This is a genomic window from Pseudomonas sp. QC2 (assembly GCF_002859085.1).
Classification (GTDB): domain Bacteria; phylum Pseudomonadota; class Gammaproteobacteria; order Pseudomonadales; family Pseudomonadaceae; genus Aquipseudomonas; species Aquipseudomonas petroselini.
Window position 1 is genome coordinate 114875 of the sequence record NZ_PKKS01000002.1, and the last position, 16466, is coordinate 131340.

The 16466-nt window shown below is 61.4% G+C and carries 12 protein-coding genes and 1 pseudogene; 5 read left to right on the forward strand and 8 right to left on the reverse strand.

All coding sequences use genetic code 11. The features are described from left to right. Nucleotides 1-64: 64 nt before the first annotated feature. Genes QCBJ_RS00770 through rfbB form a run of 7 tightly spaced genes read right to left on the reverse strand, consistent with a single transcriptional unit; the run spans nucleotide 65 to nucleotide 7127 of the window. Entirely contained in the window at nucleotides 65-520 is a 456-nt protein-coding gene (locus tag QCBJ_RS00770; protein ID WP_012721708.1) for a YiiD C-terminal domain-containing protein, read from the reverse strand. Nucleotides 521-546: 26 nt separating this feature from the next. Continuing rightward, nucleotides 547-1923, reverse strand: coding sequence for a sigma-54 dependent transcriptional regulator (locus QCBJ_RS00775; protein ID WP_012721709.1), 1377 nt, complete (start codon nucleotides 1921-1923; stop codon nucleotides 547-549). Then, complete coding sequence (locus QCBJ_RS00780) at nucleotides 1920-3728, reverse strand: ATP-binding protein (protein WP_012721710.1); 1809 nt, start codon at nucleotides 3726-3728, stop codon at nucleotides 1920-1922. The genes QCBJ_RS00775 and QCBJ_RS00780 overlap by 4 nt, the downstream gene beginning before the upstream one ends. 36 nt (nucleotides 3729-3764) lie before the next feature. Further along, nucleotides 3765-4634, reverse strand: coding sequence for a dTDP-4-dehydrorhamnose reductase (gene rfbD, locus QCBJ_RS00785; protein ID WP_102059932.1), 870 nt, complete (start codon nucleotides 4632-4634; stop codon nucleotides 3765-3767). Then, a complete protein-coding gene (gene rfbC / locus QCBJ_RS00790; RefSeq protein WP_012721712.1) occupies nucleotides 4631-5176 on the reverse strand; it encodes a dTDP-4-dehydrorhamnose 3,5-epimerase in 546 nt (181 codons plus the stop codon). The genes rfbD and rfbC overlap by 4 nt, the downstream gene beginning before the upstream one ends. Then, nucleotides 5173-6048: a glucose-1-phosphate thymidylyltransferase RfbA gene (gene rfbA / locus QCBJ_RS00795; protein WP_046034607.1), complete on the reverse strand. Its 876-nt coding sequence runs from the start codon at nucleotides 6046-6048 to the stop codon at nucleotides 5173-5175. Before rfbA ends, rfbC begins: the two co-directional genes overlap by 4 nt. Further along, the gene (gene rfbB, locus QCBJ_RS00800; protein ID WP_102059933.1) at nucleotides 6045-7127 is read right to left on the reverse strand and encodes a dTDP-glucose 4,6-dehydratase; all 1083 of its coding nucleotides are present in this window, start codon (nucleotides 7125-7127) and stop codon (nucleotides 6045-6047) included. Before rfbB ends, rfbA begins: the two co-directional genes overlap by 4 nt. Nucleotides 7128-7278: 151 nt before the next feature. On the opposite strand from rfbB, the gene QCBJ_RS00805 reads away from it, so the two are divergent. From QCBJ_RS00805 to QCBJ_RS00815, 3 genes are all read left to right on the forward strand, one after another. After that, nucleotides 7279-10188 carry an aminotransferase gene (locus QCBJ_RS00805; RefSeq protein ID WP_102059934.1) on the forward strand — a complete coding sequence of 970 codons (2910 nt, stop codon included), beginning with the start codon at nucleotides 7279-7281 and terminating at the stop codon, nucleotides 10186-10188. A gap of 121 nt (nucleotides 10189-10309) precedes the next feature. Next, nucleotides 10310-11416, forward strand: coding sequence for an agmatine deiminase (gene aguA / locus QCBJ_RS00810; RefSeq protein ID WP_102059935.1), 1107 nt, complete (start codon nucleotides 10310-10312; stop codon nucleotides 11414-11416). A gap of 233 nt (nucleotides 11417-11649) precedes the next feature. Beyond that, complete coding sequence (locus tag QCBJ_RS00815; protein ID WP_102059936.1) at nucleotides 11650-11865, forward strand: hypothetical protein; 216 nt, start codon at nucleotides 11650-11652, stop codon at nucleotides 11863-11865. Between the two features lie 64 nt (nucleotides 11866-11929). Here QCBJ_RS00815 and QCBJ_RS00820 read toward each other — a convergent pair whose 3' ends face one another. Then, complete coding sequence (locus QCBJ_RS00820; protein ID WP_102059937.1) at nucleotides 11930-14017, reverse strand: TonB-dependent siderophore receptor; 2088 nt, start codon at nucleotides 14015-14017, stop codon at nucleotides 11930-11932. Nucleotides 14018-14428: 411 nt separating this feature from the next. On the opposite strand from QCBJ_RS00820, the gene QCBJ_RS00825 reads away from it, so the two are divergent. Both QCBJ_RS00825 and QCBJ_RS00830 read left to right on the forward strand, forming a co-directional pair. After that, a complete protein-coding gene (locus QCBJ_RS00825) occupies nucleotides 14429-15730 on the forward strand; it encodes an OprD family porin (RefSeq protein ID WP_064054129.1) in 1302 nt (433 codons plus the stop codon). 132 nt (nucleotides 15731-15862) lie between these two features. Next, a pseudogene (locus QCBJ_RS00830) lies at nucleotides 15863-16216 on the forward strand (SDR family NAD(P)-dependent oxidoreductase); the annotation flags it as partial. Between the last annotated feature and the right edge of the window lie 250 nt (nucleotides 16217-16466).

A 16466-nucleotide genomic window follows, 5' to 3' on the forward strand; every position in this document is an offset into this window, starting at 1 on the left:
CCACAGCCGATCAACCTGTGGGAGGGAGCAAGCCCCCTCCCACAGGTGTTTTGTGTCGTGGCGGTTAGCGGTGCAGGACGTACTGGCCAGTAAACGTCACCGCTCGTTCCTCACTGCCCTCATTCACAATCCACGTCTCCAACGTCAATCGCGCGCGGCCATAGCGCTTGTACGTCGCCACGAAACGTTTCCACACCTTCTCCTCCGGCGCCTGGCACACCACCGTCGCATCCCGCGTAACCGGCAGCGGATAACTGATCTGCCCCTCCTGAATCACGATATGCCCGTCTTCAATGCCTTCTTCGCGCAACTGCAAGTGCAGCCAGCCCCAGCCCGCCAGCACCGCGCCGCAATACAGGCTGCCGCCGAACATAGTGCTCTTGTGGTTGATGTTGGCGTGCAAGGGCAGATGCAGTTCCAACCGTTGGTCGTGCCAGTCGAGCACCTTGAGGCCCATTTCCCGGGTAAGGGGGATGTCATGGTGAAGGATGGATTCCAGGTAACGGCTGTCGCGGCTCATGGCGGCCTCTTGGCGGGTGGGAGTGGTCATTCGTCGTCGCCGCTTTGGTTGGCGAAATTCAGGCCGTGCTTGCGCAGTTTGTCGTGCAGTGTCTTGCGCGGTACGCCCAGGGCTTCGGCGAGGCTGCGCATGGAACCGTGGGGGCGAGTCAGTTCGGCAGCGATCAGGCTCTTTTCGAACTGCTCGACTTGCTCGCTCAGGCCGCCGGGTGTGGAGGTCAGGACGCCAGCCGCTGGGTTATCCGGCGAGCTGTCCAGCGCCAGTTCCAGGCCCAGGGCGAAGCGTTCGGCGGCGTTCTGCAATTCACGTACGTTGCCCGGCCAGCTATGGCGCAACAGCAGCGCGCGCTGCCCCGGTTGCAGCTCATGCAGTGGCAGGCCGTGGCGGCTGCTGGCTTCATCGGCGAAGTGCTGGAACAACATCAGTGCATCTTCACCGCGCTCACGCAGTGGCGGAATGCGCAGCGGCGCGACGTTGAGGCGGTAATACAAGTCGGCACGGAAGCGGCCCTGGTCGGCGGACTGGCGCAGGTCTTCCTTGGTCGCGGCGATGATGCGGATATCCAGCGGGATCAACTGATTGCCGCCCAGGCGCTCCACCACGCGCTCCTGCAACAGGCGCAAGAGTTTGACCTGTACATCCAGGCTCATGCTTTCAATTTCATCGAGGAACAAGGTGCCGCCGTTGGCGAATTCGAACTTGCCGATACGGCGCTTCTGCGCGCCGGTAAAGGCGCCGGGCTCATGGCCGAACAGCTCGCTTTCGACGACCGATTCGGCCAACGCCCCGGCGTTGATCGCCACAAAGGGGCCGCTACGACGACTGGACAGGTCGTGCAGTGCGCGGGCGACCACCTCTTTGCCGGCGCCGGTTTCGCCGAGAATCAGCACATCGGCCTTGGTCGCGGCCAACGCGCCGATCTGTTCGCGCAGGCGCAGCATTTGCGGGGAGTGCCCCACCAGGCGCGTGCTCAGTTGCTGGCGGTCGCTGAGGGCCAGGCGCAGGCTGCGGTTGTCCAGCACCAGGCGGCGCAGGGCCAGGGCGCGACGCACGCTGTCGAGCAAGGCGTCGCTGGCGAACGGTTTTTCCAGGAAATCATAGGCGCCGGCGCGCATGGCCTGCACCGCCAGTGGCACGTCGCCGTGGCCGGTGATCAGCAGCACCGGCAGGTCCGGGTCCTGGCCGTGCAGTTCTGCCAGCAACTCCAGACCGTCCATGCCGGGCATGCGGATGTCGCTGACCACTACGCCTGGCCAGTCCCGCGACAAGCGCGCGGTGAGGCCGGTGGCTTCGCCCAGGGTCAGGACTTTCAGCCCGGCCAGGTCCAGGGTCTGGCACAAGGCCTGACGCAGGTGTGGATCGTCGTCGATCAACACCACCTGAATCTGGTTATCGATACTCATACACTGCGGTCCTCGGACGGTTGCAGACTGACGCCCGGCGAGCCGGCACGCAATTTCAAGGTTAACAGCGCGCCGCCTTCCTTGTGGTTGGCGAACAGCAGTTCGCCGCCAAAGGCACGCATCAGGGTGTCACAGATCGCCAGGCCCAAGCCCAGGCCCTGGGTGCGTGTCTTGGTGGTATAGAACGGCTCGCTGGCGCGGCCCAGGGCCTCCATGCAAAAGCCCGGGCCGTTGTCGCGAATGTACAGGTTGACGCCCTGTTCGGTGGTTTCGGCACTCAGCCACAGTTTGCGCGGCGGGCCTTTTTCGGTGAGGGCGTCGAGGGCATTGGCCAGCAGGTTGCCGAGCACCTGGCGCAGGCGAGTTTCGCCGGCTTGCACCCACAGGGTCGCTTCCGGCAAGTCACGGATCAGCTCCACCTCCATCGACCGCCGCCGCTTGGCCAGCAACGCCAGCGCATCGTCCAGCGCCGGTTGCAGGGCCACGCTCTCTGGCGCATGGCGGTCGCGGCGGGCAAAGGCGCGCAGGTGGGCGATGATCGAGGCCATGCGCCCGGTCAGTTCGCTGATCAGCTTGAGATTGCCGCGCGCATCAGTGGTGCGCTCATGGTCGAGCAGGATCTCGGCGTTTTCCGCGTAGCTGCGAATCGCCGCCAGGGGCTGGTTGAGTTCATGGCTGATGCTCGCCGACATGGTGCCCAATGCCGACAGTTTGCCCGCCTGCACCAGGTCATCCTGGGCGCGCACCAACTCCTGCTGGGCGTGTTCGCGTTCCAGCACTTCCTGTTTCAGGCGACGGTTGAGGCCTTCCAGGTCGCTGGTCCGCTCGACCACGCGCGCTTCCAGCTCGCGACGGGCCTTGGCTTCAAAGGCAATGCGTTCCAGGTAATGGCGGCGGCGTTGCATCATCAACCCCAGCAGCAACATCAAGACCAAGAGCGTGGCGCCGCCCACCGCAACGACTGTACGCACCGGCCGGTTGATCAGCGAGCGCGGCGCGAGGATCTCCACGTTCCAGCCCGTCTCGGCGATGGCCGTGGATTGACGCAGCCAAGCGGTGCTGCTCAGGCTCAGCGGCTGCGGATCGCGGGTCGGGTAGGGCTGGATGGCGATGATGGCCTGGCGCTCTGCGGCGGTCAGCGGCCGGGTGGCGCGAAATCGCCATTGCGGGCGCGACGTCAGGATGACCACGCCGTTATGGTCGGTCACCAACAGCTGTTCCGGGGTGTTGCCCCACAGGCTTTCGGTGTGGTCCAGGTCCACCTTGACCACCAGCACACCGATGATTTTCTCGCCATCACGCACGGCGGCAGCAAAGAAGTAACCGCGTTTGGCCGAGGTGGTGCCCAGGCCGAAAAAGCGCCCCAAGCGTCCGTCCATGGCTTCGCTGAAGTAGGGGCGGAACGAGAAATTGCGCCCGACAAAGCTGTCCTGTTTATCCCAATTGGACGCGGCGAGGGTCTTGCCGCGGGTGTCCATCAGGTACATCACTTCCACCCCGGCCTGGGCGGCGACATCCTTGAGCAGCAGGTTGGCGTTGACCAGGTTGGTGCTGACTTGGGGCGCATCCAGCGCTGTGCGCAGGGCCGGCAGGTCGCCGAGGATCTGCGGCAACACTTCATAGCGGTGCAGGGTGCCGAGCAGGTTGGCCACGTACAGGTCAAGGGTCTGACGGTTCTGCCCCGCCAGTTCGCTGCGGTAATAACGCTCAGCCAGGTGCTCCAGCGGCCACAGCAGCGGTGCCAAGCACAACGCCAGCAGGGCGAGGCTGCGCCAGCGGGGTCTACGCGGGAGGGATGGGGTCATGGGAGTCATGCGCCTGTGGGGACAGGCGCATTATGCCTAGTGCGGCTGTGCAAGACACTCGCGCAATGCGTCTTGCCAGCTCGGCTGGCTGACGTGCCATTGCTGCTGCAGGCGGCTGCAGTCAAGGCGCGAGTTCAAGGGGCGCTTGGCTGGCGTCGGGTAGGCACTGGAAGGGATCGCTTCCAGTTCGGCGCACGCTTTGCCCTGCGTGCGCAGATGCTCGCCGATGGCCTCGGCAAAACCGAACCACGAGGTCTCACCTTGGTTGGTCAGGTGGTAGACACCCCATTCTCCCGGTTCGCCCGCTTGCCAGCGCTCGATCAGCGCACGCGTGCTGCGCGCGATGCTGCCGGCCCACGTCGGCGCGCCGATCTGGTCGGCGACGATGCGCATCTGCGGTTTCTCCTGCAGCAGGCGCTGCATGGTCAGCAGGAAATTCTTGCCATGGCCGGAATAGACCCAGCTGGTGCGCAGGACCAGGTATTCGCCGCCCACCGCCGCAATCGCCTCCTCGCCCGCCAGTTTGCTCTGGCCGTAGACACCCAGCGGGTTCGGCGTGTCGGCTTCGGTATAGGGGGCCGGCTTGCTGCCGTCGAACACGTAGTCGGTGGAGTAGTGGATCAACGGGATGCCCAGTGCCTTGGCTTCTTCTGCGAGAACACCAGGAGCAATGGCGTTGATCGCGAAGGCCGCGTCCGGCTCGCTTTCGGCTTGATCGACGGCAGTGTGGGCTGCGGCGTTGATGATCAGATCGGGGCGATGGACCCGGATTTGCTGGCGGATCTGGTCGGCGTTGGCCAGGTCAAGCTGGTCGCGGCCCAGGACGATGAGCTCGCCCAGGCCTTGGAGCTGCAGTTGCAGTTCTTGGGAGACTTGGCCGTGTTGGCCGGTGATCAAGACCTTCATGGGAAAAGGTCTGCCTCTTTCAGGCTTTTGCCGTTTTGATCCTTGCCGGACAGCGTCGGGGTACCGGCAAACTGCCAATCGATATCCAGATCAGCATCGTCCCAGCGAATGCAGCGTTCCGCAGAGGGCGTGTAGTAATCGGTGGTTTTGTAGAGGAATTCAGCAGAGTCACTGAGCACGACAAAACCATGGGCAAACCCCGGCGGAATCCACAGTTGACGGCTGTTTTCGGCAGACAAGCGCACGCTGGCCCATTTGCCAAAATGCGGTGAGCTGCGGCGGATGTCCACCGCTACGTCCAGGACTTCACCCGCTGTGACACGCACCAGTTTTCCCTGAGCGTGTTCGATCTGGTAGTGCAAACCGCGCAAGACGCCTTTTTGCGAACGCGAGTGGTTGTCCTGGACAAAATCCACGTGCTGACCAGTGGCTTGTGCGAAATTCCGGGCGTTGTAGCTCTCATAGAAAAAACCGCGTTCATCGCCAAAAACCTTCGGCTCGATGATCAGTACACCGGGCAACTCAGTGGCGGTCACATTCATGCAGTTTCCCCTGCGAGCGTGAAAAGATATTGACCATAGCCGGTCTTGCCAAAGTACTTGGCACGCTCCAGCAGATAGTCACGGTCGATCCAGCCATTTTCGTAGGCGATTTCTTCCAGGCAGGCGACTTTCAAGCCCTGGCGATGCTCGATGGTCTGCACATAGGTGGAGGCTTCGAGCAGGCTGTCATGGGTACCGGTGTCCAGCCAGGCAAAGCCGCGGCCGAAGCGCTCTACGTGCAGGTCGCCACGCTTGAGGTAGGCGTTGTTGACGTCGGTGATCTCAAGCTCCCCACGGGGCGAAGGCTTAACGTCCTTGGCGATCTTGATCACGTCGTTGTCGTAGAAATACAGGCCGGTGACCGCATAGGGCGACTTGGGCTTGGCGGGTTTTTCTTCGATGGACAGGGCACGGCCTTCCTTGTCGAAGTCGATCACGCCAAAACGCTCCGGGTCCTTGACCCAGTAGCCGAATACCGTGGCCCCGCTAGCGCGTTCGGCCGCGGTGCGCAATTGATCGCCGAAGTGCTGGCCGTGGAAGATGTTGTCGCCCAGGATCAGGCACACCGGGTCTTCGCCGATAAACGCCTCGCCAATCAGGAACGCCTGGGCCAAGCCATCGGGCGACGGCTGTTCGGCATAACTGAAACGCACGCCAAACTGGCTGCCATCACCCAGCAGGTTGCGGTATTGCGGCAGGTCCACCGGTGTGGAAATCACCAGGATGTCTTTGATCCCCGCCAGCATCAGCACCGAGATCGGGTAGTAGATCATCGGCTTGTCGTACACCGGCAGCAATTGCTTGGAGACGCCCAGGGTAATGGGGTGCAAACGCGTGCCGGAACCGCCGGCCAATACGATTCCCTTCATCATGCAATCAGATCCTTAAAGTCGGTGTTGCCCAAACGTTCGCCCTGATAACTGCCGTCCTGGACCCTGCGGCACCATTCCAGGTTATCGAGGTACCACTGCACGGTCTTGCGCAAACCGGATTCGAAGGTTTCTTCAGGAGCCCAGCCCAGCTCGCGTTCAATCTTGCTGGCATCGATCGCATAGCGCTGATCGTGGCCTGGGCGGTCCTTGACGAAGGTGATCAGGTCGGCAAATTGCGCGACCCCGGCCGGGCGCTGTGGCGCGAGTTCTTCGAGCAGGGCGCAGATGCCGCGCACTACGTCGATATTCTTCTGCTCGTTGTGCCCGCCAATGTTGTAGGTCTCGCCGACCACACCTTCGGTGACTACTGTGAGCAGTGCGCGGGCGTGGTCTTCGACGAACAGCCAGTCACGCACCTGCAAGCCATCACCGTAGACCGGCAGTGGCTTGCCCGCGAGGGCGTTGAGGATCACCAGCGGGATCAGCTTCTCGGGGAAGTGGAACGGCCCGTAGTTGTTCGAGCAGTTGGTCAGCAAAACCGGAAGGCCGTAGGTGCGCTGCCAGGCGCGGACCAGGTGGTCGGACGCTGCCTTGCTGGCCGAGTACGGTGAGCTGGGCGCATAGGGTGTTGTTTCAGTGAACAGATCGTCCACACCATGCAAGTCGCCGTACACCTCGTCGGTGGAAATGTGATGGAAGCGGAACGCACGCTTGGCCGGCTCATCGAGCTTCTGCCAATAGGCGCGGGTGGCTTCGAGCAAGCTGTAGGTGCCGACGATGTTGGTCTGGATAAAATCCGACGGGCCGTCGATGGAGCGGTCGACATGGGACTCGGCTGCCAGGTGCATGATCGCCTGCGGCTCGAAGCGCGTCAGTACGGCGCTGACGGTGGCCTGGTCGACGATATCGGCCTGGACGAACTCATAGCGGCTGTCGGACGCGATGCTGGTCAGCGACTCCAAGTTGCCAGCGTAGGTGAGTTTGTCCAGGTTGAGCACTTGGTGCTCGGTGTTTTCAATCAAATGGCGGATCAGGGCAGAGCCGATAAAACCAGCGCCGCCGGTGATGAGAATGCGCATGTCGGGGGCCTTTTCCTTAGACGGACATTAAGCGAATGAAGCATAGCTTGAGTTGTGACGCAGGGCTGCGCAAGCGCGGTGTGCATTGGGGGTTGCCTTAACCCCCTTTAAGGTGGCGATATAGACGCCTGAAAAAACAGAGGTCGTCACAATGTTGCTCGCCACGTTGATTCATCGCGCCAGCCTGCCTTGCCCACACGTCAGCTCCGACCGGGCCGCACAGTTGCTCGAGCAGCATTACGGCCTCACCGGCACCTTGCAGTCACTGGGTAGCCAGCAAGACCTCAATTATAGAGTCGACAGCGACCGTGGCCGCTTTGTTCTGAAGATCTGCCGGGGTGACTACGCGGCCGTTGAGCTGCAGGCGCAGCACGCGGCGCTGAACAGTCTGAAGGCCGATGCACACGTGCAGGTGCCCGAGGTCATCCAGGCGCTCACCGGTGAAGAGTTGCTCTCGGTCGTGGTGGACGGCCAGACCCTGCATCTGCGGCTGTTGGGGTACATCGACGGCCAGCCGTTGACCCATCAGCCCCACCTGGGCCGTGACGTGATCGCAGGCTTTGGTGAGCTGTGCGGACGCATGAACCTGGCGCTGGCCGATTTCAAGCACCCTGGTCTGGATCGCACCTTGCAGTGGGACCCGCGTCACGCCCAGGCATTGATTGCCCACCTGCTGGCAACGCTTGAAAACCTGCCCCAGCGCGCCGCACTGGAGCAAGCGGCCGAGCAGGTAGCGACGCGCCTGCACGCCGTGGCCGGCCGCCTGCCGTGGCAAGCGGTGCACATGGACATCACCGACGACAACGTCGTGTGGCAGCGTGATGCGCAGCGGCATTGGCAGGTCCGGGGCGTGATCGATTTCGGCGACCTGGTGCACACCTGGCGTATTGCCGACCTGTCGGTCACCTGCGCCGCCCTGTTGCATCACGCTGAGGGCGATCCCTTTGCGATCTTGCCGGCGATCCAGGCCTGTCACGCGGTGACACCGTTAGAGCCGGCAGAATTGCAGGCGCTGTGGGCGCTGATCGTCGCCCGTGCGGCGGTGCTGGTCTTGAGCAGCGAGCAACAGCAGCGCCTGGACCCGGATAACACTTACCTGTTGAAAAACGCCGAGCATGAGTGGGAAATTTTCCATGTGGCGACGTCAGTGCCGTTTGAGCTGATGGAGGCGGCGATTCTAAGCAGCGTCGGGCAGGCACCGGCACCGATCGACGGGCAAGGCTTCGCGCCTTTGCTGCCGGGGCTGGTCGGGCGCGAGTTCGCGCTGATCGACCTGGGTGTACTCAGCCCGCATTTCGACGCCGGGAATTGGGAGCAACCCGGTATCGATCAGCGTTTGTTGCAGGATGCGGCGGTGGTGCACGGCCTGGCCGCGAGTCGCTATGGGCAATACCGTTTGTCGCGTACCCAGCCGGACAGCGCCCACGAGCCCGAGACCTTCCCGTTGCACGTCGAATTACAGGTGCCTCAGGGGACTGCCGTTGAAGCGCCGTTCGCCGGCATTGTGCGATCGGGTGTCAATGGCGAACTCCAGGTTCACAGCAACGCGGTAAACGTACGACTGTGGGGCGTAAAAGCGCTGGTTCAGCCGGGTGGGGCGGTGCTCAAGGGCCAGGTGATCGGTGCGGTTGAAGGCCCGCTGACCGTGCAACTCTGTCGCACTGACGGGCCCGCACCGCTGTTTTGCACGCCTTCCCGCGCGCAGGCCTGGCAAACGCTGTGCCCTTCACCCGCAGCGGTGCTGGGATTGGCCTGCGACGCCGAACCCGAGTTGGACCCCGAGGCCCTGCTGGCCCGCCGCGACGCCAGTTTCGCCCGTTCGCAAAAGCACTATTACGTCGACCCGCCGCGCATCGAGCGCGGCTGGCGCAATCACTTGATCGATATGCAGGGCCGTTCCTACCTGGACATGCTCAACAACGTGGCCGTGCTGGGCCACGGTCACCCGCGCATGGCGGCGGTGGCGGCGCGGCAATGGTCATTGCTCAACACCAACTCGCGCTTTCACTACGCGGCGATTGCCGAGTTTTCCGAACGTTTGCTGGCGCTGGCACCGGAAGGCATGGACCGGGTGTTCCTGGTCAACAGTGGTACCGAAGCCAATGACCTGGCGATCCGCCTGGCCTGGGCCTACAGCGGCGGGCGCGACATGCTCAGCGTGCTGGAGGCTTACCACGGTTGGTCGGTGGCGGCGGATGCAGTGTCCACGTCGATTGCCGACAACCCCAAGGCCTTGAGCAGCCGCCCGGATTGGGTGCACCCGGTGACGGCGCCCAACACCTATCGCGGTGAGTTCCGTGGGCAGGACAGCGCGCCCGATTACGTCAGAAGCGTGGAGCACAACCTGGCGAAAATCGCCGCGAGCAAGCGCCCATTGGCGGGCTTTATCTGTGAGCCGGTGTACGGCAATGCCGGTGGTATTTCGTTGCCACCGGGCTATCTGCAGCAGGTGTATGCGCGGGTACGCGCCCAGGGTGGCGTGTGCATCGCCGATGAGGTGCAGGTGGGTTACGGCCGCATGGGGCATTTTTTCTGGGGCTTTGAAGAGCAGGGTGTGGTGCCCGATATCATCACCATGGCCAAGGGCATGGGCAACGGCCAGCCCCTCGGCGCGGTGATTACCCGGCGTGAAATTGCTGAGGCGCTCGAGGCCGAGGGGTATTTCTTCTCGTCGTCGGGAGGTAGCCCGGTGAGTTGCCGGATCGGCATGGCCGTGTTGGATGTGATGCAAGAAGAAAAGCTGTGGGAAAACGCCCAGGTGGTCGGTGGGCATTTCAAGGCGCGACTGGAAGAACTGATCGATCGCCATCCTCTGGTGGGCGCCGTCCACGGCTCCGGCTTTTATCTGGGCCTCGAGTTGGTGCGCGACCGGCAAACGCTGGAGCCCGCCACCGAAGAAACCACGTTGTTGTGTGACCGCCTGCGGGAGTTGGGGATTTTCATGCAGCCCACCGGTGATTATTTAAACATCCTCAAGATCAAGCCGCCGATGGTCACGTCTCGACGCAGTGTGGACTTCTTCGTCGACATGCTGTCGAAGGTGCTGGATGAGCAGCTGTAAATAATCGATTGTTATCGGTTAATTACTGTCATATTCATCGCCTATCATCTTTTTTAGCTTCTAAAGCCGATTTTTATCCGCTATAAAGTCGACCTTCACCCCATTCGGAGTCCTGAACGCCATGACCACCCTGCACAGCACCCCTCGCGCCGATGGCTTCCACATGCCTGCCGAGTGGGCGCCACAGACCCAGACCTGGATGATCTGGCCTGAGCGCCCGGACAACTGGCGCCTGGGCGGCAAGCCGGCGCAGGCCGCTCACGTGGCGGTGGCCAAGGCCATTGCGCGTTTTGAGCCGGTCACCGTGGCGGTTTCCGCCGGCCAGTACGAAAATGCCCGTGCGCGCCTGGATGTGCCAAATATCCGTGTGGTGGAAATGTCCAGTGACGACGCCTGGGTGCGCGACACCGGCCCTACCTTTGTGATCAATAACAGTGGCGAAGTGCGCGGCGTGAACTGGGACTTCAACGCCTGGGGCGGTTTTGACGGCGGCCTGTATTCGCCGTGGAACCGCGACTCGCAGGTCGGCGGCAAGATCCTCGAGATCGAACGCGCCCCGCGCTATCGCACCGAAGGCTTTGTGCTGGAGGGCGGTTCGATCCATGTCGACGGCGAAGGCACCCTGATCACCACCGAAGAATGCCTGCTCAACCCCAATCGCAACCCGCACCTCGACCGTGCCCAGATCGAAGCGGTGCTGAGCGCCAATCTGGCGGTGGATAAAATCATCTGGCTGCCGGACGGTCTGTTCAATGACGAAACCGACGGCCACGTGGATAACTTCTGCTGCTACGTGCGTCCAGGTGAAGTGCTGCTGGCCTGGACCGATGACCCGCAAGACCCGAACTACGCACGCTGCCACGCCGCGATGAACGTGCTGCAAAGCAGCACTGACGCCCAGGGTCGCTCGTTCACAGTGCATAAAATGCCGATCCCCGGGCCGCTGTATGCCACCGAGGCAGAGTGCGCCGGTGTAGACCCGGTTGACGGCACCCAGGAGCGTAATCCGACCGTGCGGTTGGCCGGTTCCTACGTCAACTTCCTGATCGTCAACGGTGGCATCATCGCGCCGAGCTTCGATGACCCGCTGGACAGCCAGGCCAAGGCGATCCTGCAGGACCTGTTCCCGCAGCACGAAGTGGTGATGGTGCCCGGCCGCGAACTGTTACTGGGTGGCGGCAATATCCACTGTCTGACCCAACAGCAGCCCGCGCCGCACAAAAATTGAGTGCAGTTGTAACAGCATCCTGGCGATAGCCGGGGCCACCCGGTTTCAACGCCCCCAGCAAGCCCGCGCCCCAGCAAGGTCGCGGGCTTTTTTGTGTCCACCTGCCTATGAACACGAGACATTGGCATAGCTCTTGTATCGCTGTTGTCACAGTGGCCCAGGGTGATGACTGCGCAGTTCTGTCATAAACCTTGAGTAAGTTAGCCGCTCACGCAGTAGGAGAGAGCGCTGAAATGAATGCCGATATCAACCTGATGTACACGCGTACGTTCCACCCTTTGCGGGTCGACGGCGACGCGATTCATGCGCTGGCGCTCTGGTTGAAGGAAAACGGCTCGCGGCAGATCCGGCAGCAGCCTGATTGGCGCAGCGTGATGAGTGAACGGTACCCGGTGGGCTTGTTCAGTGAGGAAGAAGTGCACGCGTTGTGCGAGTTGATAAACAACTAGAGAACACTGAGATCAAAATGTGGGAGCGAGCACGCCCGCTCTCACATTTGAAGGGTGTGTAGCTTTAGAAACTGTACGTGCCTGTCACCACCAGACTGCGCGGATCCCCTGGCTGAATCTGCGCCACACTGGTCGCAGACGCGTAGTAGGTTTTATCCGCGATATTGTTCAGCGCCGCCCGCACATCCCACTCCTTCTGGCGGAAGCCGGCCAATGCGTCCCAACGGCCATAGCCCGGCAGCACCACGGTGTTGAGGCTGTCGGCATAGCGATCGCCCACCAACGTCAAACCGGTTTCCGCATACCAGCCCATCTCCGGTTTCCAGGTGATGAACAGGCTGGCATTGCGCTTGGCCACATCGCTGACGCGCTTGCCTTCGAAGCCGTTGTTGTCCTTCTCGACCTTGGCATCTTGCAGGCCGACACCACCGCGCACGTACCAGTTGCCGACGAGCTTGCCGGTGGCGGTCAGCTCAACGCCGCGTGAGCGCTGCAAACCGCTGAGCAGGGTGATGGTGCGGTCCAGTGGGTCGCTGGTGCGGCGGTTGTAGAGTTCCAGTTCGTACACCGCCAGGGTGGTGCTCAGGCGGTCGTCGAGCCAGTCGCTCTTGACCCCGATTTCCTTCTGTTTGGTCAGCTCGGGACTCAGGTCGTTGACGCTGCCGGCGGCGTTTGGCGTGATGCCGATCAGGCCGCCACCCGCAGGCGAGAAGGTCTTGCTCCATGAGGCGTAGAACGAATGATGCTCCAGCGGCGTCCAGACCAGGCCGAAGCGCGGGCTGGTGCTGTGGCTTTTGACGTCCTGCTGGGTGTTGAGCAGCTTGTTCTTGGTGTCGACCTCGAAGCGGTCGTAGCGCAGGCCTGCGAGTATCTGCCACTGGTCATTCAGGCGCAGTTGGTCCTGTACATAAAGGGCGCGGCTTTCGACTTCGGTGTGGTTGTCACTCGACACACTCATCCGCCCGGTATGGCTGAGGTTACGATTGGGCTGGTTGAGGTCCAGGGGCGGTACGGCGCGGCCGCCTTGTGCGACGGTAGTGGCGGTGTACAGCTTCGGATCACGGCGCTGGCTGCCCAGTTCAAGGCCGGTGAGCAGGCGGTGTTCCAGGCCGAAGGTGCTGAAGCCACCTTCGAGCTCGACGTTATTGAAGATGTTGAGGGTGGTCAGGTCCTGCTGCCAGCGCTGGCGCGTGACGCTGTTGGTCGCCGGGGTGTAGCCGGTGAGGTAGGTGTTGTCGAAATCACTGTCGAGCTTGAACACGCCTAAGGTCTGGCGCAGTTGCCAGTTGTCGTTGAGCTCATAGGCCAACTTGGAGCGCAGCGACTGGGTCTTGTCGTCGATGTAATCGCGGCTGTCGCCGTAGGTCGTGCTGCGGCTCACATCTGCCGGCCGGCCGTTGACCCCGGGAATGCCACGGTCCGGCGTGCGGTTGTAGCGGCTGTATTCGTACTGCACCAGCCAGTTCAGGTCCGGCGTGAGCTGCCAGCTCATGGACGGCGCAAACAGTTGGCGATTGCCGCTGACGCCATCACGAAAGCTGTTGTTGTCCTGGTTGCCCATGTTCAGGCGCAGGCTGATGTTGTCGGTGGGGTCGGTGCTGAGGTCGGCATACACACTGCGCAGATCGTTGCTGCCGCCTTGGGCCTCGATGCTCGACGTGTGCCCGGCGGTGGGCAGTTTGCTCACGCGGTTGACGATCCCTCCCTGACCGCCTCGCCCGTAGAGTACCGCGGCTGGGCCTTTGAGCACTTCGATGCGCTCGATGTTATGCAGGTCGCGAACGTACTGGCTGTCGTCGCGGATGCCATCCAGATAGAAGTCATTGCTCGCGTCGAAACCGCGGATGCGCAAACTGTCAAAACGCGTGTCGGCGCCGCTGCTCACGTTGGGAATCCCGCTCAACGCCTGGCCCAGGTCATTGGTGCCGTAGGAACGCAGGCTTTCGGTCTTCACTGAATCGATAGCCTGGGGCACATAACGCACCGGTGTGGCGGTGCGGGTGGCGGTGCTGGTTTCCTTGACGCGCGGGTCGTCTTCGTCAGCTTCGGCGCTGATCGAGGTTTCGGGCAAGGTGGTGGCCGCACAGGCAAAACCGGCAGACAGCAGAACAGAAAGCCCAAGGGTAAGGGGCGTCAGGCGAGGGGCTGGCATGAAGGAATGTATCCGAATTGTTAGGGAGGAAAACTGCGCGCTAATGGTAATGCTTTGCATTTGCGCAAGTTATGCATTCCCAAACGTACCGGCTTAGAAATGTATTACTAAATGTGTTTTTTGACGTTTCAGGTGCGGTTTTTTGTCGCTTTCAGAACTGCTAAAGCGCATCGCTTAGAATTATTTCGCCTAAATACAGACGATTCGCGAAATTGACACATAGTTCCGGGCGCGACTAGGATTGCGCCCAACGCCTGTGGCTAACCGCCATGACTCATCCAATAAAAAAGGCCCGCGGCATGTTCAGTCGTCCGCGGGCCTTCTTTTTTCCGGAATCAGTCGACACCAGAAAAGCGACACGGAGCCTGGTGTCACAGCGCGTACTCAACCAGGAATAAGGAATACAAGAAAATGTTGAAGCAACGGATGAGTCTGATCGCTCTGGGGATTTTGAGCGCATCGACAGCAATGGCAAACGACCAGGACCAGTCCAAGGGTTTTATCGAAGACAGCCACCTGAACATCGCCGCACGTAACGCCTACATCAGCCGTGACTACAAAAACGGCAAGCAAGACAAAGCCGAATGGGGCCAAGGCTTCATCGGCAAGCTCGAGTCTGGTTTCACCCAAGGCACCGTCGGTGTGGGTGTGGACGTGATCGGCCAATACGCTATCCGTCTGGACGGTGGTAAAGGTCGCGCCGGCGCGGGCGGTATCGACTTCTTCAAACCGGGCAATGGCACCACCGACAACCCTGGCTCGGCACCACACGACCTGGCCAAGGGCGGCGCTGCCGTGAAGTTCCGCGTTTCCAACACCGTGCTCAAGTACGGTGACCAGTTCCCGGCCGTACCTGTGCTGCAGTACGACAACTCCCGTCTGTTGTCGGAAACCTACACCGGTACGTCCATCGTTTCCAAAGAGATCGCCGGTCTGCAACTGGACGCGGGTCACTTCACCAAAGAAGCGCGCAAGAGCGCGGAAGGCACCGACAGCGGCCGCCTGAAAAGCATCGACTACATCGGTGGTAGCTACAAATTCACCGAGAGCCTGTCGGCTGCGCTGTATGCCTCTGACATGCAGGACGTGCTGAAGAAGCAATACGTCAACGTCAACTACGTCCTGGCCCTGCCAGAGAAGCAGTCGCTGACGTTTGACTTCAACGGCTACAAAACCAAGCTGGACCGCAGCTTCGCCCTGGAAAACCAGAAAGATGCTGACGCCCGCGACAACAAAATCTGGAGCCTGGGCGCCACGTGGGCCGTTGGTCCGCACAGCTTCACCGTCGCTCACCAGCGCAGCACCGGCGACACCGGCTACCTGTATGGCGGCTACCGCAACGCTGGCGGCATCGGCGACGGTGGTAACACCATCCTGCTGGCCAACTCCTACTGGTCTGACTTCAACGGTAAGGACGAGCGTTCGTGGCAAGTCGGCTACGGCATCGATTTCGCCACCTTCGGCGTACCGGGCCTGACCTACAACGTCGCCTACGTGCGCGGTACCAACATCGACGACGGCACCAACCGCGGCGATGGCTCCGAGCGTGAAATCTGGAACCAGTTCAAGTACGTGGTCCAGAGCGGTCCGGCCAAAGACCTGAGCCTGCGTGCTCGTGCCTCGTGGCTGCGCGTTTCCAATAACGCTGACCAGTACAACGTAGGCGGTAACGAAATCCGTCTGTTCGCCGACTACCCGATCAACGTTTTCTAATTGATCTGGCGTCGCGCCTGATGCCAGGCGCTAAAAACCCCCGACTGGTTCGGGGGTTTTTTATGCCCGCCAGTGCGAGACATGTTTGTTACACCACGGCACTGATGATGTACCCGGCCCCACCTTTATCCCCTCCCGACGCACGCCTACGGCTTCTTCTATATCACTCAACTTGCCATTGCCGAGATGGAAAAGAACAACGCTGGCCACATCGTCAACATCACCAAAGGCGGCCTGAACTCAGCGCCCAAATCATTGGCGATTGAATACGCCAAGCGCGGTATCCGAGTGAATGCGGTAAGCCCGGGGATCATCAAGACGCCGATGCATGGCGAGGGAAGCCATGCTGCGCTGGGGCAATTGCACCCGGTTGGGCACATAGGGGAGGTGAGTGACATCGCCCAGGCGATTATTTATCTGGAGAATGCGGGGGTCGTGACGGGGGAGATTCTTCATGTCGACGGCGGGCAGAGTGCCGGGCATTGATCTACACGTCCCGGCTTGATTGGGCCGGGCGTTATCTTGTTTTGGTGAGGTTGTGCGCAGGCTGGGAAGGGGGTTCACCTGCCATTTGGCACTTTAAGAAATTGAGCTCTTTCGGGAAATAGGCAGAAGGCGACAAGGACGGAGAAGCTATCAACCAGGTGAGGGCGTCGGTTGAGCAAAAATGAAGTGTGGACACTTTTTGGGCATTTTGGCCAAAACGACGCCCAAAGGTTTTCGTGTTTTCCAAACC

Coding starts and splice junctions, on each gene's coding strand:
- aguA (WP_102059935.1), top strand. CDS start 10,310: ATGACCACCCTGCACAGCACCCCTCGCGCCGATGGCTTCCACATGCCT.
- QCBJ_RS00805 (WP_102059934.1), top strand. CDS start 7,279: ATGTTGCTCGCCACGTTGATTCATCGCGCCAGCCTGCCTTGCCCACAC.
- QCBJ_RS00820 (WP_102059937.1), bottom strand. CDS start 14,017: ATGCCAGCCCCTCGCCTGACGCCCCTTACCCTTGGGCTTTCTGTTCTG.
- QCBJ_RS00825 (WP_064054129.1), top strand. CDS start 14,429: ATGTTGAAGCAACGGATGAGTCTGATCGCTCTGGGGATTTTGAGCGCA.
- QCBJ_RS00780 (WP_012721710.1), bottom strand. CDS start 3,728: ATGACCCCATCCCTCCCGCGTAGACCCCGCTGGCGCAGCCTCGCCCTG.
- QCBJ_RS00815 (WP_102059936.1), top strand. CDS start 11,650: ATGAATGCCGATATCAACCTGATGTACACGCGTACGTTCCACCCTTTG.
- rfbC (WP_012721712.1), bottom strand. CDS start 5,176: ATGAATGTGACCGCCACTGAGTTGCCCGGTGTACTGATCATCGAGCCG.
- QCBJ_RS00770 (WP_012721708.1), bottom strand. CDS start 520: ATGAGCCGCGACAGCCGTTACCTGGAATCCATCCTTCACCATGACATC.
- QCBJ_RS00775 (WP_012721709.1), bottom strand. CDS start 1,923: ATGAGTATCGATAACCAGATTCAGGTGGTGTTGATCGACGACGATCCA.
- rfbB (WP_102059933.1), bottom strand. CDS start 7,127: ATGCGCATTCTCATCACCGGCGGCGCTGGTTTTATCGGCTCTGCCCTG.
- rfbA (WP_046034607.1), bottom strand. CDS start 6,048: ATGATGAAGGGAATCGTATTGGCCGGCGGTTCCGGCACGCGTTTGCAC.
- rfbD (WP_102059932.1), bottom strand. CDS start 4,634: ATGAAGGTCTTGATCACCGGCCAACACGGCCAAGTCTCCCAAGAACTG.